This is a genomic window from Amycolatopsis sp. NPDC004368 (assembly GCF_053602515.1).
Genome location: NZ_JBSGDT010000061.1, coordinates 1 through 22,064, shown reverse-complemented (window position 1 = coordinate 22,064; position 22,064 = coordinate 1). Strand labels below are relative to the sequence as shown.

The following is a 22,064-nucleotide window of genomic DNA, read 5'->3' as shown; positions in this document are numbered from 1 at the left end:
CCCCACCCACCCGAAAACCAGCAACACCCCACCACATGCAAAAACACAATCCCCCAATGCGCACAACAAATACCCACCCATCGACCCCCCTGCTTTACGCTCGACGGTGTGTCGAACCAGCCATTGATCGCGCCGTCCATCCTCTCCGCCGACTTCGCCCGGCTCGCCGACGAAGTGGCTGCCGTGCAAGGAAAACCCGGCCGCGGAGCCGACTGGCTGCACGTGGACGTGATGGACGCGCATTTCGTGCCGAACCTGACCTTGGGCCTGCCGGTCGTGCAGTCGCTCCTGGCCACCACGGACCTACCGCTCGACTGCCACCTGATGATCGAGAACCCGGACCACTGGGCGATCGGTTACGCGGAAGCGGGTTCCTACAACGTGACCGTGCACGTCGAGGCCGCCGACGATCCGGCGAAGCTGGCGAAGGACCTGCGCGCCGCGGGGTCGAAGGCGGGGCTGGCGATCAAGCCGAACACCCCGCTGGAGCCCTACGTCGACGTGCTCAAGCACTACGACACCCTGCTGGTGATGTCCGTGGAACCCGGGTTCGGCGGCCAGAAGTTCATCGCCGACGTGCTCGACAAGGTGCGCACGGCGCGCAGGATGGTCGACACCGGCCACCTGAACCTGATCGTGGAGATCGACGGCGGCATCAACGCCGACACGATCGAACAGGCGGCCCAGGCCGGCGTCGACTGCTTCGTGGCCGGCTCGGCCGTCTACGCCACCGACGATCCGGCGCACGCCGTGGAAGCACTACGCCGCCGGGCGGAAGCGTTTTCCGCCCGGCTGTGATCCCCCTCGTGGTCAGACGCCGAGCAGCCGCCGCAGCTCCGGCGCGTGGCGGCGGGAAACGGGAACGAACTCGTGCGAGCGGGAATCCATAATCAGGAAGAGCTCGCCCTTGATGCCCCGCTCCAGCTCCGCCACCCGGCGCAGGTTCACCAGGAACCGCCGGTGCACGCGGCTGAACCCGTAGGGCATCAGCAACTTCTCGACGTTCTCCAGCCCGCGGGTCGCCGCCTGGATCCGTCCCCGTTCCGTGACCAGCCAGACGATGTTCCGGTCGGCCTCGGCGTAGCGGATCTCCGACGGGGCCAGCAGGACCAGCCGGTCGTTGCGCATCCCGATCACGCGCCGGGGCAAGGGGCCGACGTCCGATTCCGTGGTGCCCTCGTACGGCTCGCCTTCCTGCACCCCGAACACGCACAGCATGCCCACCACGTGGTTCGAGTCGACGACCGGCCGCATGGTCAACGGCGTCGCCTCCTCGCCCGGGCTCACCGGCAGGTAGGCGAACCCGCTCCACTGTGTACTGGTCTGCGCGCGATCCTTGGCCCACCGCAACACTTCCGGCAGCCCCGCGATTTCGGGCATCCAGCGTTGCGCCGGTTCGATCGCCCCCGTGACGATGGGGGTTTCGCCGGCCAGCCCGAGCAACGCGACGGCCGCCTCGTTCGCGGTGATCACGTTCCCGCCGCGGTCCATCGCCATGAACGCGCCGCCGGCCTGGGCGCACTTCTTGTTGAACTCGGAGATCACCTTGTCCGCTTCGTAGACGGCTCGCCGGTAGATCTCCTGCTCGACGCACGCGACGGCTTTCGTCAGCCACGCCGGCACGAGCTTGGACAGCGACGCGTTCCACCGCGAGATGTTGATCGACGCGACGGGCGCCCCGGTCACCACGTCGCGGATGGAAATGCCCGCGCAGGCCCACTGGTGGAACGCTTCGCACCAGTGCTCCGGCCCGGTCACCGTCACCGGGCCGGACACCTCGAGCGAGGTGCCCATCCCGTTGGTGCCGGTGCACGACTCCGACCACGAAGACCACGGCGCGAGGTTGTGCAGCTCGGCCCGCCGCAGTGCCGACGGGTCACCCCAGGCCCCCAGCACGCGCCCGTCGCCGTCCGTCACGGTGACGATGGCGCCGTCGCGTTCCACTTCCTGACCGGCCAACGCACCGAGACCGCCGAGCGCCGTGAAGATCACGCCGTTGTCGATGCGCGGCGAGTCGTCACCCCGCGCACCCGGCGCGACGTCCAGCCGGCGGTCCACCTCGTACCGATCACGGCACCGATACCACGACGCGAGGATCTCGGGCCGGACCCCCGTTTCGATGTCTTCGCCCGCGGCAAAACTCTCCCAGGCGCGCGCGACCTCCTTCGCCGACGAGGTGGTCACCAGCGAGCCATCCGTCACGTGATCACGTCCGCTCGGCCGGCTCGGCGCGATCGCCAGCGGCGGCACTCTCCCGGTCATCCGCGACCTCCTTGTCGCCAGGCACGCCGGGGCCAGAGCGGACCACCGGGCAGTGACGGAAGTTACAAACTAACTCCGGCGCGCAAGCATTTCAAGACAGCTTCGCGTCGTTCAGCCACTTAGCTGTAGACATAACACGAACACCTCGGCGACGCCGGATCAACGGCGCAATCCGCCCGAAGAACCGGCAAAGCGGGCAGCCTCGACGAGGCCGAAACCCCATGTGGCACAACATCAATTGGCCGGTCCGACCACCCGGAGCGCATTGGTTGCCCCTGGTCAGCGGGGAATCCCGGACCACCGTCCGACCCGTGAAGGGCGTTTATGGAAAACCACAAAGCAATGCGTCGCACACCCGGAGTGCGCCGGTCACAAATGATCTTGTTCCAAATGCGGAACGACGATCATCGACGGCTGAACCGGGTGACCGTTGGTGCGCGGATGGCCACCGATAATCGCCGACGCACGACCGTTCGTCCGTCATTCGCCCACCGTCAGCACAGGCCGCTTGCCCTCCGATCGGCGAAGAGTTTAGCTTGCCTCGGCGGCGAAGCGACGCGGCGGCACCAGACCAAAGGCGGTCTCAGATGACACAGGTACGCCGGCTCGACCCGACCTCCCGCAGCAGCGCCGACGCCACCGTGCACGGAGCGTGGGAGCGGTTCGTGCGGGGCGAGGACGACCTGCGCGGCGTGCGGCCCGAGATAGCGATTTCCTGGCAGCGCTGTCGCGACCAGTACCGGGTCGACCCGTACCTCACCGAAGCCCCCGTGGCCGTCGCCGAAGTCGACCACGCGCTGGAGCACGACGTCGTCATCGCCGAGCTCGGCTTCCGCGCCGCCTCCCTTGCCCGCGAGGTCAGCAACGTCGGCGGGGTCGTGACCATCACCGACGCCTCCGGCCGGGTCCTGGCCCAGTGGGGTGACCAGGCGACACGCAGCGTGGCCGCCGAGGCCAACCTGGCGCCGTGGTTCTGCTGGGCCGAAGGTGCCACCGGCACGAACGGCATGGGTACCGCGCTGATGTCCTACACCCCCGTGCTGATCCGCGGCGCCGAGCACTGGTGCCAGGCCTTCCACGACTGGACCTGCGCGGGAGTGGCCGTCCGCGATGTCGTGACCAGGGAACCGGTCGCCGTCCTCAACATCTCGTGCTGGCGCAGCGAGCCCCCCGCGGCGACGGGAACCTGGCTCGGCAACGCCGCCACGATGACGCAGCGCATCCTGCGCAAGCGCGCCCAGGACGACGGGGCCGAACTGATGGCCGCCTTCAACCACGCCAGGTCACGCCCGGTCGCGGCACTCGCGGCCGTCGACCCCGCGGGCCGGGTGGTGCTCGCCGACGACACGGCGGGCGTGCTCCTCGGCATCCCGGGCTCCACGCCGGCGCCCGATCCCGCGGTGCGGTGGAAGCCGGAGCTGCCGGAGTTCATCCAGGCCACCCGTTACGCCGCCAAGCAAGCCGCGCGCAACCGTGACTGGACCGGTTCGACGCAGATCTTCACCCGGCTCTCCAGCGAGCCGACCTCGATCAGCATCCGGCCGGTTTTCCTGTCCGGGCACCTGGTCGGCACCCTGGTCTCGTTCGGGGTGTCGGAGGGTGAACCCTTGCCCCGCGCCGGCGGCGACAGCCCGCTTCGCGCGCAGCCGCACCGGATGGTCGCCACGCGCGAGAACCGCATAGTTCTGCTGCGGCTGCCCGAAGTCTCGTTCGCGCAGTCGGACGGCAGCGACGTGTGGCTGTCCACCGACCAGGGTCGGCTGCGTTCCGCCTCGCCCGGGCTCGACAAGCTCGAGACCGAACTGGGCGATTCCGGATTCCTTCGGGTGCACCGGCAGTACGTGGTGAACCTCAGCCGCATCAGGGAAGTCGAGCGCCGGTACAAGGGCGAGTTGTTCCTCGTCATGGACGACCAGGCGAAAACGATGGTGCCGGTTTCCCGGCGAAACACGCCCGCGGTGCGCCGTGCGCTGGAGATCTGACGGCCCTTGGTGGCCCGGCGAAGTTTCCCCTGTGGTGGACCACCGTTGGCCCGGCGGCAACGAGCCGGTGCACGAACGGTACCTCCGGTCGGGAGAACGGCGGGGTCTGGCCGATCTGTGGCAACGCATATCGGAACCCCTTGCGCGGCGGTAGAGTTCAATCTCGTTGCAGGCAAGGAAAACAGCGGTCGAGCAGCCGCGGAACACGAGCTCGGCGAACGCCCGCAACCGCCACACCGGGTCCACTTGTGATGTGGCACTTGGGAAGTACGCGATTCGGTCGCCGGCGCGCCGGCGCTTTCGCGCGCAAGTGAATTCCGCGAATTCTGTCAGAAGTTTCATTTTTGCTGACGAGGAGGTGAAGTCCGATGACGGCTACCCAGGATCGCGAAGATCTGCTGGCCGAGCTCAGCGGACAGAACAAGGCCACCATCGGCGCCGTGCTCGGCACCGGCTCGATCGGAAAGGCGACCGAGCGGCCGGACGGGACGATGGAAGCGACCATCCGGATTCCGGAGGACGCGATGACGTGGGAGCCGGGGGTCGTGATCATGCCGCACGGCGGGATCCTCGAGCTGACGATCATCAACGACGACAAGAACACCCACGCCTGCCTGCTGCCCAGCAACGGCGACCGGCAGTTCATCGGCCTGCTGAACCACTCGAAGGGCAGCGCGACGCTCGAGCTGGATGGCCCGGGCTGCTACTGGTACGGCTCGCCGGCCGGCAACGACGAGGGTCGTGGCCTGCAGGGCGCCATCGTCGTGTCCGGTGAGGTCCCGCCGGAAGCCAAGCTCGACCGACCCGCCCAGCCGCGGCCGTAGAAAGGCAGAACCCCGCCATGACTCTCGAATACATCGACGCCGGCAAGGCGTTCAACCACAACAAGCTCTCCAACCTGCCGCACAGCGCGCCGGACGTGACGCGCGGCGTCAACTACGAGCGCATCCTCGACGCGCGCAACGAGTCCCACAACTGGATCACCTACTACGGCGCCTACGACGGCCAGCGGCACAGCCTGCTCGACCAGATCAACGTCGACACCGTCAAGAACCTGAAGGTCGCCTGGATCCACCAGGCGAGCGCCACGGGCATGATCGCTTCGACCTCGACCTACGCCTTCGAGGCCAGCCCGCTGATGATCGACGGCGTCATGTTCGTCACCGGCTGGGACGGCTGGCTCTGGGCGCTCGACGCGCGGACCGGCGAGCAGCTGTGGCGCTACAAGCACGCGATCCCGATCGACGTGACCCTCTGCTGTGCCAACGTGAACCGCGGCTGCGCGGTGGCCAACGGCAAGGTCTACATGGTGACCCAGAACGCCCAGCTGGTGGCGCTCGACGCCACCAACGGGCAGAAGGTCTGGCAGAAGACCATCGGCGACGTCCGCGCGGGAGAGAGCGCTTCCATCGCCCCGCTCGTCGTCAAGGACACCCTCATCACCGGTTCCGCCGGCGGCGAGTACGGCGTCCGCGGTCACATCGACTGCTGGGACCTGGAGACCGGCGAGCGGCGCTGGCGCACCTACACCGTGCCGAAGCCGGGTGAGCCCGGCTCCGAGACCTGGCCCGCCGACGGCGAGGCCTGGCAGCGCGGCGGTGCGAACCACTGGGTGACCGGCACGTTCGACCCGGAGCTGAACCTCTACTACGCGGGCACCGGCAACCCGGCTCCCGACTTCGACGGTGAGGTCCGCGAGGGCGACAACCTCTACACCGACAGCGTGGTCGCGCTGGACGTCGACACGGGCGAGATCAAGTGGCACTACCAGTTCACGCCGCACGACCTGTGGGACTACGACTCCACGATGGAGATGACCCTCTTCGAGCGGGACGGCAAGAAGCTGCTGGCCCACTTCGACAAGAACGGGTACATGTTCGTCCTCGACCGCACCAACGGCGAGCTGCAGCACGTGACGCCGTTCGTCGACCGCATCGACTGGGGCGTGATCACCCGCGACGGCAAGGTGACCCCGCGCAAGTACCCGGACAAGGAAGGCGAACCCTGCCACTTCTACCCCGGTCCCGCCGGTGCCAAGGAGTGGACGCACGCCTCGTACAACCCGAACCACGACCTGTTCTACGTTCCGGTCGCCGACGTGGGCGCCACGGCCACCCGGCGTCGTCGTGAGTTCAAGGAAGGCATGCCCTACTGGGGTGCCGCCGTGGAGGTCGACGTCGACAACATGGCCGGTTCGGTCAGCGCGTTCGACTCCCACGGTGAAGAGAAGTGGCGCTACCGGCTCCCCTTCCCGATGTGCGCCTCGACCCTGAGCACCGAGGGCAACCTCGTGTTCGCCGGCACGCCGTCGGGCGAGTTCATGGCGCTGCACGCCGAGACCGGCGAGAAGCTCTGGAGCTTCCAGTGCGGCAGTGGGCACCACAGCAGCCCGTCGACCTGGTCCCTGGATGGCAAGCAGTACATCTCGGTTCCGGTCGGCTGGGGTGGCTGGCTCGAAGGCATCGTCCCCGGCATGTCCGGCCAGGGTCACGGTGCCGCGCTGATCACGTTCTCCCTGTGATCGGAAAGCACCACTGATGCGAGACCCGGGGTGACTCCCCGACAGTCCCCCTTCCGCCCGTCCGGTGATCGAGGCAACTCGATCACCGGACGGGCGCCTTCGCGCGCGCAGGAAGCCGCGCACCCCGCTCAGGCGAAGACAGCGAAAGGTGACGTGATGAGCCAGTCGTCGATTCCCCAGCAGGACAACGAGATCGAGCGTCTGCCGTGCTTCAACTGCGGGGATTCCTACCAGTCCGGCGAGCTCGCGCGGCACACCGAGCCGGTGCACTGCGGGACCTGCATCGCGTGCGTCGACCGGCCCGCGTGCTTCACCTGCCGGCTGATGTACTGCGCGTGCGACGTGCACAAGTACCGGGGCTGACGGCCCCGGTCGACCTCAGCGCAGGTCGAACCGGTCCAGTTCCATGACCTTCACCCACGCGGACACGAAGTCGCGCACGAACTTCGCGCCGGCGTCGTCGCTCGCGTAGACCTCCGAGAGCGCCCTCAGCTCGGAGTTCGACCCGAAGATGAGGTCGGCCCGGCTCGCGATCCACTTCAGCTCGCCGGTGTCCCGGCCGCGGCCTTCGTAGACCACCGTCCAGACGTTCGTGCTGGGCCTCGGGGCCCACACCGTGCCCAGGTCGAGCAAGTTGGCGAAGAAGTCGTTGGTCAACGTCCCGGGCGCCGAGGTCAGCGCACCCAGCGGGGAACGCCGGTGGTTGGCCCCGAGCACCCGCAGCCCGCCGACCAGCACGGTCATCTCGGGCGCGGTCAAGGTCAGCAGATTGGCCCGGTCCACCAGCAGGTGCTCGGGCGACATCCAGAAGCCGTCACCGAGGTAGTTGCGGAAGCCGTCGGCCTGGGGTTCCAGCGCGGCGAACCACTCGACGTCGGTCCAGTCCTGGGTCGCGTCGGTACGCCCGGGCCGGAACGGCACCTCGACGGCGTGCCCGCCGGCCGCGGCGGCGTGTTCCACCGCGGCACACCCGCCCAGCACGATCAGGTCGGCCAGGGAGATCCGTTTGCCCGCCGGCTGGGTGGCGTTGAACCGCTCCTGGATCGCCTCGAGCACGGACAGGACGTCAGCCAGCTGCTCGGGCTCGTTGACCGCCCAGCCACGCTGCGGCTCGAGCCGGATTCGCGCGCCGTTCGCCCCGCCGCGCTTGTCGCTGTTGCGGTAGGTCGACGCCGAGGCCCACGCCGTGGCGACGAGCTGCGAAACCGTCAGCCCGGAGTCGAGGAGCTCACGCTTGAGGGCCGTGATGTCGGCGCCATCCACGAGTTCGTGGTCCAGCTCCGGCACCGGGTCCTGCCAGATCAGCCGTTCGGCCGGGACGAGCGCCCCGAGGTACCGCTGGATCGGGCCCAGGTCGAGGTGCGTCAGCTTGAACCAGGCTCGCGCGAACGCGTCCTCGAACTCCTCCGGGTGCTCCAGGAACCGCCGGGAGATCTGCTCGTAGGCCTTGTCCTCCTGCAACGACAGGTCCGTGGTGAGCATGACCGGGTGGTGCTTCTCGTCCGGGTCGTACGGGTCCGGGATCGTGCCCTCGCCCTGGCCACCGCTCGGGATCCACTGCCACAGACCGGCCGGGCTGAGCTCCACGTCCCACTTGTACTCGAACAGGGTCTCGAAGAAGGTGTGGTCCCACGTCACGGGCGTGCGGGTCCACATCCCCTCCAGCCCGCTGGTCGTGGTGTCCGGGCCCTTGCCGGTGCCGTGCTCGTTGGCCCAGCCCAGGCCCATCGCCGTGAGCGGCGCGGCCTCGGGGTCGGGACCGAGGTGCACGGCCGGGTCCAGCAGCCCGTGGGTCTTGCCGAACGTGTGGCCGCCGGCGATCAGCGCCACCGTCTCCTCGTCGTTGAGGCCCATCCGCCGGAAGGTCTGGCGGATGTCACGGGCCGCGAGCACGGGATCGGGGTTGGTGGCGGGGCCCTGCGGGTCGACGTAGATCAGGCCCATGTCGCTGGCCGCCAGCGGCTCGTCGAGGTCGCGGCGGCCGGTGTGCCGGTCGTCGGCCAGCCACTTGCGTTCCGGGCCCCAGTACGTCTCGTCGGGCTCCCACACCTCGGTGCGGCCACCGGCGAAGCCGAACGTCTTGAAGCCCATCGACTCCAGGGCCCGGTTGCCGGCGAAGACCATCAGGTCCGCCCAGGAGATCCGGCGCCCGTACTTCTTCTTGACCGGCCACAACAGCCGGCGGGGCTTGTCCAGGTTGCGGTTGTCCGGCCAGCTGTTGAGGGGAGCGAAACGCTGCATCCCGGCACTCGCCCCGCCGCGGCCGTCGCTGACGCGGTAGGTCCCGGCCGCGTGCCAGGCCATGCGCAGCACGAGCGGGCCGTAGTGCCCGAAGTCGGCGGGCCACCAGTCCTGCGAGGTCGTGAGCACCTCGTCGACGTCCCGCGCCAGCTCGTCGAGGTCCACCGTCTTGAACTGCTCGGCGTAGTCGAAGTCCGCGTCCAGCGGGCTGTCGGCGGGAACGTTGCGGTGCAACGTCTTCAGGTCGATGCGGTGCGGCCACCAGTCGTTGGGGTTGCCGCCCGCCGTGGGGTGGCTGCGCTGCCGAGCCGGCCGCGACTCCTCCAGGACCCGGTCGTAGGTGCGGTAGACGTGCGTGTCGGGATTCTCGGGCATCGGTGTCCTCCCGGGCGGCGCCGATCAGTCGAAGACGAGCGGCAACAGGATCGCCGCGCCGAGCAGCGAGATGCCGCAGAGCAGGTCGGCGCGAACGCGGATGACCTTGGCGGCCATCTTGCCGACGAAGAGCCCGGCGAACGACATGATCACGGTCATCACACCGAAGGCCACCATGGGGACGATGAGGGAGAACCCGGCGATGCCCAGACCGGCGCCCGCGACGAAGTTGTCGATGCTCAGCGAAAGCGGCATCCCGAAGAGCGTCACCCACGGGTGGTCGAGGTCTTCCTCGTCCGGCTCCGGGTGCCGGATCGCGCCGACGATGAAGTACACGCCGTACAGCCCCAGCGCGGCCGCTCCGACGTAGTCGGCCCAGTCGCCCAGGAAATCCCCCAGGAAGTGCCCGATCAACCCGCCCAGCAGCGGGCTCACGGCGTCCCACACCCCGAAGACGAGCGCGACCTGCACGGCGCGGCGCCAACCGAACGGAATCGTTCCGATGGCGATCGACGAGCGGAAATTGTCGAGACTGAGGCCGAAGGCGAGCGCTATCAACGGAAGAAATTCAAGAGACACCTGAACCACCTCAACAGATCAACCAGGGTTCACCGGGGAGGGAGAAACGAGCCGACGCGCGACCAGGCACCGCGCTTTTCCGGCGTGCGACACAAGGCCCCGGTGCGAAAGTTGCCCCGGGGCCTTGCGCCAACGCAGACGTAGCCCGGCCGCGGACTTCAGCCGTCTGCCGCGGCTACTCGAAATCAAGCGACACGGGCCGTGGCGCCCGGCTGTCAGCCCCGGTAGAAGTAGCCGGTGGCCTCAGCGCACACCTCGACGACCGTGTACTCCGGAGTTTCCCACTTCATGTTTTCCTCCTCAGCTGTTGGCTGCGCCCGGCGACTGAGCCAAAACCGGACATCCGTGATCCGCGCAATTTCGCGGACAACGTCACGAAATTTCGCGGTCATGAAAGAGCATCTTCGATTTAACGCCGGCGTCGCAACTGACCTTGAACCAGTGGTCGGGAACCGGTGTCGAACGGCGCTCCGCGGCCGACGAGTGGAGGTGACCCGTTCACCTGCGGCAGGCGGCACGACTACCGGCCGCCCTGATCCGCGCCCGCTTCGACCTGCGGGAACACTGGCCCGAGCGGCGGCGTGAACACCTGTAACGCCCGCGTGCGGACCACGCGGTGAAGAGGCCCGTTCCCCGGACATACTTCAGCTCTATAGTACGAGTGAGCGGGCGACGAAGTCAATCGGCCTATCAGATCTTCAAATGCCCGCCCGGCAAATCACCGTGCACCGATTCACAAATACGGAATTAGAATGCTCACGTGCGAATTTACCTTGGCTCCGATCACGCCGGACTCGAACTCAAGAACCACTTCGTCCAACGGCTCACCGACCTCGGCCACGAGGTGATCGACGTCGGTCCGGCCACTTATGACGCGAATGACGACTACCCCCCGTTCTGCGTCGAGGCGGCGACGCGCGTGGTCGCCGACGAAGGCAGCCTCGGCCTCGTCATCGGCGGTTCAGGCAACGGTGAACAGATCGCCGCGAACAAGGTGCCCGGTGCCCGAGCCGCGCTGACCTGGAACGAGGACACGGCGAGGCTGGCGCGCCGGCACAACAACGCGCAGCTGGCCGGCATCGGCGCCCGCATGCACTCCGTCGAGGAGGCCGAGCGCATCGCGGACGCGTTCCTCGGCACCGAGTTCGAGGGCGGCCGCCACCAGCGCCGGATCGACCTGCTGGCCGACTACGAGCGCACCGGCGAACCGCCGGCGCTGCCGGGGAACTGACGGAAGGGGCTGTGCCGGGCAACCCGCGCAGCCCCTCTTGAAAGCGCTCAGCGGGCTCGGTCCAGCCGGAGAAGCCCGAGCCGGCGTTCGACCTCACCCCACCGGCCGGCGTCGTCGGAGACCGCCCGACCGGCGTCACGCGCGGCCCACGCCGTGGTGACGACGGACTGCAGCGCGGCGCCGTCGTCACCACCGCCCGGCATCCGGGGGACACCGTCCGGCCCGAGGTCGACACCGTCGTCATGCGAGGTGCGCAACGGCAGCGCGGGCTCGAGCAGCCCACCCAGATCGGTGGCGACGTACGTGGGCCGCGCGGCTCGCTCGGCGCACGCCAGGTCCCGCAGCCGCGATGCCCCGGTGAGGACGAAAAGCGAGTCGAGGCCCGCCGAGTTGGCGCCCTCGATGTCGGTCTCCAGCCGGTCCCCGCATACCAGGGTGTCGCGCTGAGCCGTGCCGAGCCGCGAACGGGACAGGTCGAACAGGGCGGCCTCCGGCTTGCCGACGACGTGGGGCGCCGCGTCGACCGCCGTCTGCACCAGGGCGACCAGCGCGCCGTTGCCGGGCGCTGCTCCGTACGGCGTGGGCAGTGTGAGGTCGACGTTCGTGGCGACCCAGGTGGCGCCGGCTCCGACGAGGTAACCCACCGCCGCGAGCTCGGTCCACGTGACATCGGACCCCAGCCCCTGGACCACGGCCTCGACCGTTCTGCCGCCCAGCTCCGCGACCCGCACCGGCGTCAAGCCGGCTTCGGCGAGCGCCTGGGCGACGCCCGGCCCGCCCACCGCGCACACACGCGCCCCTGGGACCAGCCGCTGCGCCAGGTGAGCCGCGGCCGCCTGGGAACTGTTGACGACGGACCAGCCCCGCGGTGCGATCCCCAGCCCGCGCAGGTGGTTGCCCACGTCTTCGGGCGGGCGCGCGGCGTTGTTGGTCGCGAACACGACCGCGACGCCGTCCGCCGTCACCCGGTTCAAGGTCTCCACGGCCCGCGGGACAGCGTCCGCGCCGCGGTAGACCACCCCGTCGAGGTCGCAGATCAGCCCGCGGTAGCGCGTGATGAGCGGCTCGGCCGTCATGCGGATCGGTGTTCGGTCTTGACGATCCGCACCGTCCCCGGCCGCGAACAGAGCACGAGGGACTGTGTCGTCGTGCGACCGGCGTGCCGCTGCACCCCGCGCAGCACCTCGCTGCCGGTCACCCCGGTGGCGCAGAACAGCACGCGCTCGCCGCGGACCAGGTCCTCGGTGCGGAGAACGTCGTTGCGGGTGCCGGATTCGTCCGACCGCAGCCGGGCCTGCACCGCGCCGCCGAGGCAGGACAGAGCCGCCGCGGCAATGACCCCCTCCGCCGCGCCCCCGGTGCCCAGCAGCACGTCGACCGGGCTCTCGGGACGAGCCACGGCGATCGACCCCGCGATCTCGCCGCCCTCGATCAAGTGCACGCGCGCGCCCGTGTCACGGATCTCGTGCACGAGCTCCCGGTGCCAGGGCCGGTTGAGCACGGCGACGACGACATCAGAGACCCGTGCGCCCTTGGCCTCGGCGACCGCGCGCAGGTTGTCCGCCACCGGGCGGTCGAGCTCGACGACTCCTGCGCAGTCCGGCCCCACGACCAGCTTCTCCATGGCGACGTCCGGCGGCGGAACGCAGAGCGCACCCCGCTCGGCCACCACGACCGCGGCAAGCGCGTTCGGCACGTCCCGCGCCACGGAAAGCGCGCCGTCGCCGGCGTTGATCGCGACGTCACAGGCCGTCCCGGCGCCGCTGCCGACCGCTTCGCCCTTGATGAGTCGCTTTCCGTCCTCGCCGAGCACCACGACGCCGCGCACCGGCATCGACCCGACCACGTGGTGCATCGCCTCGACGGCCGCGGCCTTGCCGCTGATCTCGTCCCCGTGCCCGACCCACCGGCTCGCCGCGATCGCGGCCGCTTCGGTGACCTGCACGAGTTCGAGAGCGAGGCCGTCACCGGGTCCGTCGACACCCGTCGCCCGTTCCTCACGAATGCCGCCGGGGTTGACCCATTCCTTGGTTTCCATGAACCTCAATCCACTCGGACCGGTCGGTGAAGGGTGTGCTGTCGGGGAACTGCCGTCGTGCAACGGAAACCGAGGGCGACCGGACCGGCAGACCACCGCGCCGATCCGGTCGCCCTCCCCAGGCAGGGGCCGGCCGCCGGCACCGCGGACGGCCCCCGGCTCGGACACCTCAGCGGGCAGCGGCGTTCGCGGCGGCGCGATCGGAGAGCACCTGCTGGGCCGCGGCCCGATTGCCCTCTTCGCCCCGCCACGTCTCCAGAGCCGGCCCGACCAGCGCCCGGCCGAACGAGTAGGTGAGCTCCCAGGGCAGCGGGTCGAGTTTCTGCATCGCCCCGAGGTGCTGGGTCGCCAGCTCCGGGCTCTGCCCACCGGAGAGGAAGGCGATGCCCGGCACGGACGCCGGCACCGTCTGGCGCAGAGTGTCCACAGTGGCCTTGGCTACGTCGTCCACCGAGGGCCGGTCCAGGCTGCCGGACCCGGCCACGACCATGTTGGGCTTCAGGACGATGCCGTCGAGCTGCACCCGCATCAGGTCGAGCTCCTCGAACAGCACCTCCAGCACGGACTTCGTCACCTGCGCGCACTGCGCCAGCGAGTGCGACCCGTCCATCAGCACCTCGGGTTCCACGATGGGCACCAGGCCGCCCTCCTGACACAGGCCCGCGTAGCGCGCCAACGCGTGCACGTTCGCGTGCACCGCCCGCTCCGAGGGCACGTTGTCGCCGATCGTGATCACCGCGCGCCACTTGGCGAACGTCGCGCCGCCCCGCACGTAGGCCGCGACTCGTTCGCGCAGGCCGTCGAGCCCTTCGGTGATCTTCTCGTCCGACGCTCCCGCCAGCGGCTTCGCCCCGGTGTCGACCTTGATCCCGGCGAGGATGCCGAGGTCGTCGAGGAACTCGGGGAAGGTGCGGCCGTTGGTCACTTTCTGGTGGAACGTCTCGTCCGCGAGGATGACGCCGCTGATCGACTCCGCGAGCCGGGGGGTCGTCACGATCAGCTCGCGGTAGACCCGGCGGCTTTCCTCGGTCGGCTCGACCCCCACCTTCTCCAAGCGGGAGGACATCGTCCCGATGCTCTCATCGGCAGCGAGAATACCGCGCCGGTTGGAGACGAGCGTGCGCGCGATTTTGTTCAGTGCAGACATCTACCTTGCTCCTCCTGGGACTCGACCGACGTACTGTGTCGATCGTTACCGATCCGGCCACAGTCACGGCCGAATGACTTCGTACCAACGGTTACGTGCCGAGTGGAGCCGGCCTAATTTGGCCGGATCGGCAACTGTCGAATTACGTTCTGGTGGTGGTTTTCGCGGTGGTTTTCGTGGCCGTGATCCGGCTGCCCTTCACTTTCTGACCGGGCACGAAAACCGGAATCGGGCTGCCTTTCGACGCCGCGATCTCCACCAGTTCCCGCGCGTACTCGGGGAGCTCCCGGCGCTCGCTCCAAGCCGCGTAGATCGGTTTGGCCGGCATTTCCTCGTCGACGGCCACCAACTGCAGCCGGCCGTCCGCGAGTTCCGACCGCACGGTGGAAATGTTCAGCACGGTCACCCGCTGGCTCGTCGCCACCGCTTGCTTGATCGCGGCACTGGACGGGAATTCGACGTAACTGCGGGAGGTGCGGGTGGTGCCCAGCAGTTCGTCCGTGAACTCCCGCAGCCCCGAGCCGCGCTCGCGCAGCACCAGCGGCGCCGATGCGAGCTCCTGCACCGTCACGGGCCGGCTCCGCCTGGCCCACGGGTGTTTCGAGCCGACCACCACGGCGAGCATGTCGTCACAGATGTAGCGGGTGACCATGTCGTCGCCGAACTGCTGCTGCACGTGGCTGCCGGCCTGGCACCAGCCGTCGATGAACGCGAGGTCGACGTGGCTCGCCCGGATCAGCTGGCGCAGCTCGTCGATGCTGCCGGTCTGCACCTCCACCCGGGCCTCGCCGAACGAGAACCCGGACCGGTTCAGCCATTCCGGGATCAGGTGCTCGGAGACGGCCGGGCTTCCCGCCACCCGCAACCGTTTCGCGTCGGCGGACGGCGCCCCGGAACCGAATTCCAGCAACTCCCGCGCCGCACTCATCACGTTGCGGGCGTACTTCGCCAGCATTTCCCCTTCGGCGGTCAGCTTCGAGCCGGTCGGGGAACGTTCCAGCAACCGAAGACCCAGCCGGCGTTCCATCGCACTGATCCGGATGCTGGCGGCCGGCTGAGAAAGACTGTGCGCTTGCGCGGCCTTTCCCACGCTGCCGTAACTCTCCACGGACAGCAGTAAATCAAGATCGGCGAGCTGCGGCATCTTTGACGGAAGAACCACGTTTCCACCTCTCGCTCGGCCGAAAAGCAGTTGTCGGCTACACCGGCGGCTCCCGGTGTGCCACGAGAGTGCCCGGCGCGGTAAACGCGGTCAATGCGTTGGACACGAACGCGCGCTGTGCGCGCATGAACGGTGTGCACCGCGCCACATACGGGCGTACGGCTTAATCGGGCGGCGGCGAAGAGACCGCGGACTTCGCCCGTTCGGCCATCTCAACACGAGGAACGGGCGGCAGTCAAGGGGACCCGAGTTTCCCTTCGTGGCAGCACTCGCACCGTTCGTCAGCGATCCGCTGCCATTCGTTCACCCTCGCTTGCCGTTGTTTCGATCCGGCGGCCATAGTTCGGCGACGAAGCTCCGGATTCGGAGTGCACCTACATTTTCACGCGAACGGTAACAGTTCCGTTCCTTTTCCCACGATCGCGGCAGCCGGCCGGCGCTCGCGCGCGGGACACCTGCTGGCGCAAGGTTCCGGCCTGCACGGAGCACCGGGGCCTTGCGCCATCCACCTCGCTCGGTCAGCGGCGCTTCAGCTCCGCGTCGCACGCGCGCGCGGCCCGCATGACGGCAAGCTCGGCCCGCTCCTCCCGGACGACCTTGCGCACGCTCTCGGGAAGAAGTCCGTTGTCCAGCAAGCGATCCGTGCACGCCAGCACGGTGGTCTCGTCGGTCGTGAACCGCGGGTACAGCCCCCGCGCGAACTCCCGCTCGCCGGCGCGGCTCTCCAACGCCCGGAGGTAGCGATCCGCGTACGGGGTGAGCAGCGCTTCCTGCCCCGGTTGCCGAAACCCCGCCATGACGGCTTTCCGTTCCGCGAGCGAGAAACCCTCGCCGACCACCCGCGTCCAGGCTTCTTCCTTGGCCGCACGGGTCGGACGCGCGGCCTCGGCCGTCAAGGCGTTGCGCCGCCCGCTGTCCCCCGGGTCTGCTTCGCGCACGACGGGCAGCAGTCCGTCGAGGTCGCCACCGATCGAGGCGAGGCGGATCGCGGCCCGCCACCGCAGATCGAGGTCCGCCTCCAGGTCCGGCCACGGAGATCGGCCGCGCACGAGGTCACTCAGCACGGCGTGGTCCCGGCCGACAGCGACGAGGGCGCGGGCGAGGACCAGCCGTCGGTCGCTGCCCGGCTCGGCACCGGTCAACTGCGCGCACACCCGACGTGCCACGGCTTCGAGCAACCGGACGCGGTCGGCTGGGTTCCCGTACAGCTCGACCGCCCGCACCGACCGCTCCAGAAGCACTTGCAGGACACCGATTTCGGTCTCCAGCACGCCGTGGGTGAGTACCGCGGCCGCGTACGTGCGAGCCGGCAGGCGGGCGTCGAGCACGTCGTCCCACAACGCTCCCCAGACCACCGCCCGCGCCCGCCGATCGTCCATTGTGGACAGCAATTGTAGAGCCGTCCGCCGGGATCGCGGGTCCAGCCTGACCTTGACGTGGCTCACCGCGTCGTCATTGGGCACGAGCAGGTCTGCGGACCCGGCAACGGCGAGAGCACGCTCCCGGGGACCGAGCGACACGTGCGCGCGGTAGCGCCAAGCCAGCTCGCCGCCGCGTTCGTCGAACGCGCCCACCCGCAGCTTCAGGTGCCTCGGCTGGCCGTCGGGAAGCTGGATCACCTTGCCACGCACCACCTCGACCGTGTTGATCCCGCCGCGCAGCAACCACTCCACAGCCCACCGGTCGATGTCCTCGTCCGCGAATTTCCTGAGCGCCGCAACGAAATCGTCGAACCGAGCGTTGCCCCACGCGTGCGTCCGCAGGAAACTCCGCACCCCGGCGACGAAGGTTTCCCAGCCCACGCGCGCAGCGAGGTCGTGGAGCACCGCCGCACCCCTCAGGTAAACGATCGGGCCGAGGTTCGACCGAGCGGCGTCGGTGTCGGCAGTTTCCACGCGGATCGCGTGACCGGTGGGCAGCCGGTCGGCGTGCCGGGCCGCCGGCAGGGCGTGGTGGGCGAAGGCCGTCCAGCCTTCGCCGTACGGCGTCGCCTCGGCCTGCGCGACGACCGCCACCATCGTCGCGAAGGCCTCGTTCAGCCACAGGTCGTCCCACCAGCGCATCGTCACGTAGTCGCCGAACCACATGTGTGCCATCTCGTGCAGCAGGACGTCGGCCCGTTGCCGCCGTGTCTCCACGGTGACGCGGTGCCGGAACACGAACCGCTCGTTGAGCGTCACGCAGCCCGGGTGTTCCATCCCCCCGAACGCGTACTCGGGCGCGAACACGTGGTCGTACTTGCTGAACGGGTACGGCAGGTCGAACAGCCGGCTGAAGAAGTCGAGTCCGCGCCCGATCACTTCGAACAGCTCCGGCGCGTCACGAGTCAGCGCGTCGAACAGCGAACCGCGCGCGTACAGCGCCAGCGGCACCCCGCGGTGGCTGGACCGCAGCCGGCGGAACGGGCCCGCGGCGAAGGCCACCAAGTACGGCGGCAGCGGTGGCGTGCGGCCGAAGCGCCACGTCGAACGCTCGCCGTCCCTCGACAGCCCCGAGGGACCGGTGTTGGCGACCACGACCCAGCTCGCGTCGGCGGTCACGGTCAGGTCCACGGGCGCCTTGAGGTCGGGCTGGTCGAAGCAGGCGAACACCCGGTGCGCCGCGAACGGTTCGAACTTGGTGTGCACGTAAACCCGCCCGTCGAGCGGATCCTCGAACCGGTGCAGCCCCTCCCCGGTTCGCGAGTACGCCGCGAACCCGGTCACCCGCACCGTGTTCTCGCCGGGGCACACGGGCAGCCAGACGCGTGTTCCTTCGTGCGCGTCCGGCCCCAGCTCACGGCCGTTGCACTCGACCGACTCGACCTGCCCCGCGAAGTCGAGGAAGACGAATGCTCCCCGAGCCCGAAACCGAACCACCGTGCTCGTCGCGAACTCCCGCGCACCGACGGTCAGGTCGAGCTCCACCGCGTACCGGACGTCGAAGACCTCGGCCGAGCGCGCCGCCGCCTCGGCCTCCGTAAGCTTGTCGCCGGCGGCGGCCCGGCCGTCGAACGGCATCCGTCAGGGCCGCTGCGCCGAAACCGTCGGGCGGCGGTACACCAGCTTTTCGTGCAGCTTCTCCCCGTCCGCCGGCACGTCCTCCTGGTTGGCGCGCACGAGAGCGTCCTGCACCAGGTGGTGGTCGGGCGAGTGCAGGCACACGGGATCGGTGCGCCCCGCGTCGCCGGTCAAGGCGAACGCCTGGCACCGGCAGCCGCCGAAATCGAGCTCCTTGCGCGGGCAGCTCTGGCACGGATCGGGCATCCATTCCGTGCCGCGGTAGGCCTGGAAAGCCTCGGATTTCGCCCAGATCCACCGGAGTTCGTGGTCGCGGACCGAGGCGAAGGTCATCGTGGTGATCTCCGCGGCCACCGGGCACGGGTACACGGTGCCGTCCGGCGAGACGGTCAGCGCGTTCTGCGCCCAGCCACCCATGCACGGCTTCGGGTACGGCTCGTAGTAGTCCGGGAGGATCCAGAGCAGTTCCATGCTCTCCCCCAGCTCGGCCTTGCGGCGCTCGTACACGCCGACCGCTTCGTCGAGCTGCGCCTTCGTCGGCATCAGCAGGTCGCGGTTGCGCAGCGCCCAGCCGTAGTACTGGGAGTTCGCGAGCTCCAACCGCTCGGCGCCCCACGCCACGCACACGTCGATGATGGCGTCCAGCCGCGTCAGGTTCATCCGGTGCAGGACCACGTTCATGTTCAACGGCAGGCCGGCGTCGCGGATGATGCCCGCGGCTTTTTCCTTCTTGTCGAACCGTTTGCTCGCCGCGACCAGGTTCGTCGACTCGGCGGCGTCGCCCTGGATGCTCAGCTGCGCGCTGTTGAGGCCGGCGTCGACCAGTGACTTCGCCCGGCTCTCCGTGAGCCCGAGGCCGCTGGTGATCAGGTTCGTGTACAGGCCGAGGCGGCGGCACTCGGCGACCAGTGTCTCCAGATCGGCGCGCACCAGCGGTTCACCCCCCGAGAAGTGCACCTGCACGACCCCGAGTTCCGCTGCCTCGCCGATCACCCGCAACCATTCTTCGGTCGAGAGCTCGGCCTGCCGTTCGATCAGCTCCAACGGGTTCGAGCAGTAGACGCAGTGCAACGGGCACTGGTGCGTGACTTCGGCCAGCAGGCCGTACGGCGTCGGCGCACCGTTCATGAGACCACCACCCAACCTCGTCCGCGCGCATCCTGGAGGAACGTCATCACGTCGTTGGCGAGGTCGGCCGCCTCGAAGTCCTGCTCGAGTTGGTCCACGAGTTCCCGCACGGTGCGGCTGCCATCGCACAGACCGAGGATCGCCGCCCCGGACTTGTTCAGGAGCACCACCCGTTCCGGCAGCAGGAGCAGCTCCACATCACGGACGTTGTCGTGCTTGAGCATGGCCTTGGTCGCCAGCTTCGGAATGGCCGTCAAGTCGGACTCGTCCATCACGAGCTCTTGCTGTAGGCGAGTTCCACGGCATCGAGCAGGCTCCAGAGCACGTCGCACTTGAACTCCAACGCCCGCCCGCACGCGTCCTGCTGTTCCCGGGTCTTCGCGTGGTTGAGCACCAGGTCGAGCAGGTGCGCGATGTCCTTGGGCTGCTGGGTGAGCCGCGCCCGGAAGTACTCCAGGCCTTCCGAGGCGATCCACGGGTAGTGGTGCTGCACGTCGGTGATCCGCCGGCTCAGCAGATCCGGCGCGAACAGCTCGGTCAGCGCCGAAGCCACGGCTTCGAGCCACGGCTTCTGGCGGCAGAAGTCCACATAGGCGTCCACGGCGAACCGCACCCCGGGCAGCACCGTGTCGACGTCGAACAACGCTTCGCGCGAAAGGCCGACCGCCGCGCCGAGGCGGATCCACTTCTCGAGCCCGCCCTCGTCACCCGTGCGCCCGTCGTGGTCGATGATGCGCTGGATCCACTGGCGCCGGTCCTCCCGGCCGGGGAGCTTGGTCAGGATGAACGCGTCCTTCTTGGGCAGGTTCATCTGGTAGTAGAAGCGATTGCGCACCCACCCGCGGAACTCCTCCTCGGTCAGCGTGCCCGAGTGCATCCGCTCGTTGAACGGGTGCAGATGGTGGTACCGCTTTTCTCCGATGGACCGCAGGTGCGCCTCGAACTCCTCGGCAGACCACGGGTTCATACTTCCACCTCCAAGCCGGCTCGGCCGATCTCGATGCCCAAGTCCGTGACCCAGCGCCGTTCCGGGGACTCTTCGTCGAGGATCGGGTTCGTGTTGTTGATGTGCGTGTAGATCTTTCGCTTCGCGGGCAACGCGGCCAGCGCTCGGGCCGAACCGTCGTCACCGCTCACGGGCATGTGGCCCATGGAGCGTCCGGTCCGGCTTCCCGCACCCTGGCTGGACATTTCGTCGTCCGTCCAGAACGTGCCGTCCACGAAGACGCAGTCGGCCGGCGCCACCTGTTCGGCGAACGCGGCGTCCCACCTCGGCAGCGTCGGCGCGTACACCGCGATGCCGCCGGTCACCTCGTCCTCCAGGCGGTAGCCCACCTCCCACTCCGACGAGGAGCCGCGAAGCTGGGACTCCCCGACGTAGCGCGGTGCCTTGGAACCCGTCAGGAACGGGGTCACGCGCAGCCGGTCGTCCAGGTCCAGCGGTTTGCCGACCTCGACCTCGGACCAGGTGAGGTCCGCGTAGTCGCTGAGCAGTTCCCGCACCGGGAACCACAGGGTCAGCGCCTCCAGCACGGGGTAGGTCCCGTACACGGTCAGCGAAGACCCTTCGCGCAGCATCAGCAGACCGATGGTGTGGTCGAACTCCGCGTCGGTCAGCAGAACACCCGCGACCGGCGTCTTCCTGATCGCCGGGCCGGGGTGCAACGACGGGTCCGCCGCGATCTGGTGGTGGACGTCCGGGGTCGCATTGAGCAGGAACCACCGCTCGCCGTCTCCCGAGATCGCGATCCCCGCGTGCGCCGTCGCGGCTTCGGGCTTGGCCCGGGCCTTGCGGCAGCCGTCGCAAGCGCAATTCCACTGCGGATAACCGCCACCAGCCGCGGCTCCGAGACAATGAATGAGCACTGTGGAAAAACTATCCGTGAATACCGGCGTCGGAGCACGCTTCGAACAGCGCGGAACAAGGTGGTGACCACCTCATGGCGTCCTCCCTCACATTCGACTCCGGCAACGGCCGCACAAATCAGGCACCGTTGCCCGTCGAGGGTTCGGCCAGGGCGCCTTTCTGGTAACGTCGCCCTGAACTCGGCTTGTCTTTTTCCAGCTTCTTCGCCGGCGCCTGCTCTGGCAACCAATCGCGAACGACCGGCACCGAATCACTGACGAACGGGCGCCGTGCCACCACGAGCGGACCGCCGTGCTTCCGGTGGCCGTCCAGCTCTCACGAAACACCGTGTGACCTGGCGTTCTGCATCCTGTTCGCACCACCCGAAGCCCATACCCGAGGCCGATGACGTCCGCTGTCACTGCCTACCGCCAGTCAGACCAACGGTGTGGCCAGGCCGCGTCGATCCGGCAAACGTGGGTATTTGTTGTGCGCATTGGGGGATTGTGTTTTTGCATGTGGTGGGGTGTTGCTGGTTTTCGGGTGGGTGGGT

The 22,064-nt window shown here is 68.7% G+C and carries 19 protein-coding genes; 6 read left to right on the top strand and 13 right to left on the bottom strand.

What is annotated here, in order from left to right:
* The first annotated feature begins 108 nt into the window (after positions 1 to 108).
* Positions 109 to 798 carry a ribulose-phosphate 3-epimerase gene (gene rpe, locus ACWEOE_RS40935; RefSeq protein WP_452019039.1) on the top strand — a complete coding sequence of 230 codons (690 nt, stop codon included), beginning with the start codon at positions 109 to 111 and terminating at the stop codon, positions 796 to 798.
* Between the two features lie 12 nt (positions 799 to 810).
* Here rpe and ACWEOE_RS40930 read toward each other — a convergent pair whose 3' ends face one another.
* Positions 811 to 2,262 carry a LytTR family transcriptional regulator DNA-binding domain-containing protein gene (locus ACWEOE_RS40930; protein WP_452019037.1) on the bottom strand — a complete coding sequence of 484 codons (1,452 nt, stop codon included), beginning with the start codon at positions 2,260 to 2,262 and terminating at the stop codon, positions 811 to 813.
* Positions 2,263 to 2,849: 587 nt separating this feature from the next.
* Here ACWEOE_RS40930 and ACWEOE_RS40925 point away from each other — a divergent pair.
* From ACWEOE_RS40925 to ACWEOE_RS40910, 4 genes are all read left to right on the top strand, one after another.
* The gene (locus tag ACWEOE_RS40925; RefSeq protein ID WP_452019035.1) at positions 2,850 to 4,244 is read left to right on the top strand and encodes a LytTR family transcriptional regulator DNA-binding domain-containing protein; all 1,395 of its coding nucleotides are present in this window, start codon (positions 2,850 to 2,852) and stop codon (positions 4,242 to 4,244) included.
* Positions 4,245 to 4,612: 368 nt separating this feature from the next.
* A complete protein-coding gene (locus tag ACWEOE_RS40920) occupies positions 4,613 to 5,068 on the top strand; it encodes an MSMEG_3727 family PQQ-associated protein (protein ID WP_452019033.1) in 456 nt (151 codons plus the stop codon).
* Between the two features lie 17 nt (positions 5,069 to 5,085).
* The gene (locus tag ACWEOE_RS40915; protein WP_452019031.1) at positions 5,086 to 6,765 is read left to right on the top strand and encodes a PQQ-dependent dehydrogenase, methanol/ethanol family; all 1,680 of its coding nucleotides are present in this window, start codon (positions 5,086 to 5,088) and stop codon (positions 6,763 to 6,765) included.
* A gap of 156 nt (positions 6,766 to 6,921) precedes the next feature.
* Positions 6,922 to 7,128, top strand: coding sequence for a recombination activating protein 1 (locus ACWEOE_RS40910; protein ID WP_452019029.1), 207 nt, complete (start codon positions 6,922 to 6,924; stop codon positions 7,126 to 7,128).
* A 15-nt stretch (positions 7,129 to 7,143) separates the two neighbouring features.
* Here the strand turns inward: ACWEOE_RS40910 and katG are convergent, their stop codons facing one another.
* The 3 genes from katG to ACWEOE_RS40895 form a co-directional block, all read right to left on the bottom strand.
* A complete protein-coding gene (gene katG / locus ACWEOE_RS40905) occupies positions 7,144 to 9,381 on the bottom strand; it encodes a catalase/peroxidase HPI (protein ID WP_452019027.1) in 2,238 nt (745 codons plus the stop codon).
* Between the two features lie 24 nt (positions 9,382 to 9,405).
* Positions 9,406 to 9,960, bottom strand: coding sequence for a manganese efflux pump MntP (locus ACWEOE_RS40900; protein ID WP_452019025.1), 555 nt, complete (start codon positions 9,958 to 9,960; stop codon positions 9,406 to 9,408).
* Between the two features lie 215 nt (positions 9,961 to 10,175).
* Positions 10,176 to 10,352, bottom strand: a complete 177-nt coding sequence (locus ACWEOE_RS40895; RefSeq protein WP_452019023.1) for a hypothetical protein — start codon at positions 10,350 to 10,352, stop codon at positions 10,176 to 10,178.
* A 368-nt stretch (positions 10,353 to 10,720) separates the two neighbouring features.
* Here ACWEOE_RS40895 and ACWEOE_RS40890 point away from each other — a divergent pair, with 368 nt between their 5' ends.
* The gene (locus tag ACWEOE_RS40890; RefSeq protein WP_452019021.1) at positions 10,721 to 11,191 is read left to right on the top strand and encodes a ribose-5-phosphate isomerase; all 471 of its coding nucleotides are present in this window, start codon (positions 10,721 to 10,723) and stop codon (positions 11,189 to 11,191) included.
* Between the two features lie 47 nt (positions 11,192 to 11,238).
* Here the strand turns inward: ACWEOE_RS40890 and ACWEOE_RS40885 are convergent, their stop codons facing one another.
* From ACWEOE_RS40885 to pqqB, 9 genes are all read right to left on the bottom strand, one after another.
* The gene (locus ACWEOE_RS40885; RefSeq protein ID WP_452019019.1) at positions 11,239 to 12,267 is read right to left on the bottom strand and encodes an HAD-IIA family hydrolase; all 1,029 of its coding nucleotides are present in this window, start codon (positions 12,265 to 12,267) and stop codon (positions 11,239 to 11,241) included.
* Entirely contained in the window at positions 12,264 to 13,229 is a 966-nt protein-coding gene (locus ACWEOE_RS40880) for a fructose-bisphosphatase class II family protein (protein WP_452019017.1), read from the bottom strand. Before ACWEOE_RS40880 ends, ACWEOE_RS40885 begins: the two co-directional genes overlap by 4 nt.
* A gap of 169 nt (positions 13,230 to 13,398) precedes the next feature.
* A complete protein-coding gene (locus tag ACWEOE_RS40875) occupies positions 13,399 to 14,376 on the bottom strand; it encodes a class I fructose-bisphosphate aldolase (RefSeq protein WP_452019015.1) in 978 nt (325 codons plus the stop codon).
* Between the two features lie 142 nt (positions 14,377 to 14,518).
* Positions 14,519 to 15,538, bottom strand: a complete 1,020-nt coding sequence (locus ACWEOE_RS40870) for a LysR family transcriptional regulator (protein ID WP_452019013.1) — start codon at positions 15,536 to 15,538, stop codon at positions 14,519 to 14,521.
* A gap of 518 nt (positions 15,539 to 16,056) precedes the next feature.
* Complete coding sequence (pepN, locus tag ACWEOE_RS40865; RefSeq protein ID WP_452019011.1) at positions 16,057 to 18,537, bottom strand: aminopeptidase N; 2,481 nt, start codon at positions 18,535 to 18,537, stop codon at positions 16,057 to 16,059.
* Between the two features lie 3 nt (positions 18,538 to 18,540).
* A complete protein-coding gene (gene pqqE / locus ACWEOE_RS40860) occupies positions 18,541 to 19,665 on the bottom strand; it encodes a pyrroloquinoline quinone biosynthesis protein PqqE (RefSeq protein ID WP_452019009.1) in 1,125 nt (374 codons plus the stop codon).
* Positions 19,662 to 19,937, bottom strand: a complete 276-nt coding sequence (gene pqqD / locus ACWEOE_RS40855) for a pyrroloquinoline quinone biosynthesis peptide chaperone PqqD (RefSeq protein WP_452019007.1) — start codon at positions 19,935 to 19,937, stop codon at positions 19,662 to 19,664. Before pqqD ends, pqqE begins: the two co-directional genes overlap by 4 nt.
* Complete coding sequence (gene pqqC / locus ACWEOE_RS40850) at positions 19,937 to 20,632, bottom strand: pyrroloquinoline-quinone synthase PqqC (RefSeq protein WP_452019005.1); 696 nt, start codon at positions 20,630 to 20,632, stop codon at positions 19,937 to 19,939. Before pqqC ends, pqqD begins: the two co-directional genes overlap by 1 nt.
* A complete protein-coding gene (gene pqqB / locus ACWEOE_RS40845) occupies positions 20,629 to 21,531 on the bottom strand; it encodes a pyrroloquinoline quinone biosynthesis protein PqqB (RefSeq protein WP_452019003.1) in 903 nt (300 codons plus the stop codon). The genes pqqC and pqqB overlap by 4 nt, the downstream gene beginning before the upstream one ends.
* Positions 21,532 to 22,064: the final 533 nt, after the last annotated feature.

Excerpts from the sequence above, each read along its gene's own strand:
- ACWEOE_RS40880 (WP_452019017.1), bottom strand. The coding sequence starts at position 13,229 with ATGGAAACCAAGGAATGGGTCAACCCCGGCGGCATTCGTGAGGAACGG.
- ACWEOE_RS40925 (WP_452019035.1), top strand. The coding sequence starts at position 2,850 with ATGACACAGGTACGCCGGCTCGACCCGACCTCCCGCAGCAGCGCCGAC.
- pqqE (WP_452019009.1), bottom strand. The coding sequence starts at position 19,665 with ATGAACGGTGCGCCGACGCCGTACGGCCTGCTGGCCGAAGTCACGCAC.
- ACWEOE_RS40915 (WP_452019031.1), top strand. The coding sequence starts at position 5,086 with ATGACTCTCGAATACATCGACGCCGGCAAGGCGTTCAACCACAACAAG.
- pqqD (WP_452019007.1), bottom strand. The coding sequence starts at position 19,937 with ATGGACGAGTCCGACTTGACGGCCATTCCGAAGCTGGCGACCAAGGCC.
- ACWEOE_RS40885 (WP_452019019.1), bottom strand. The coding sequence starts at position 12,267 with ATGACGGCCGAGCCGCTCATCACGCGCTACCGCGGGCTGATCTGCGAC.
- katG (WP_452019027.1), bottom strand. The coding sequence starts at position 9,381 with ATGCCCGAGAATCCCGACACGCACGTCTACCGCACCTACGACCGGGTC.
- pqqC (WP_452019005.1), bottom strand. The coding sequence starts at position 20,632 with ATGAACCCGTGGTCTGCCGAGGAGTTCGAGGCGCACCTGCGGTCCATC.
- ACWEOE_RS40920 (WP_452019033.1), top strand. The coding sequence starts at position 4,613 with ATGACGGCTACCCAGGATCGCGAAGATCTGCTGGCCGAGCTCAGCGGA.
- pepN (WP_452019011.1), bottom strand. The coding sequence starts at position 18,537 with ATGCCGTTCGACGGCCGGGCCGCCGCCGGCGACAAGCTTACGGAGGCC.
- ACWEOE_RS40930 (WP_452019037.1), bottom strand. The coding sequence starts at position 2,262 with ATGACCGGGAGAGTGCCGCCGCTGGCGATCGCGCCGAGCCGGCCGAGC.
- ACWEOE_RS40910 (WP_452019029.1), top strand. The coding sequence starts at position 6,922 with ATGAGCCAGTCGTCGATTCCCCAGCAGGACAACGAGATCGAGCGTCTG.
- ACWEOE_RS40895 (WP_452019023.1), bottom strand. The coding sequence starts at position 10,352 with ATGACCGCGAAATTTCGTGACGTTGTCCGCGAAATTGCGCGGATCACG.
- ACWEOE_RS40875 (WP_452019015.1), bottom strand. The coding sequence starts at position 14,376 with ATGTCTGCACTGAACAAAATCGCGCGCACGCTCGTCTCCAACCGGCGC.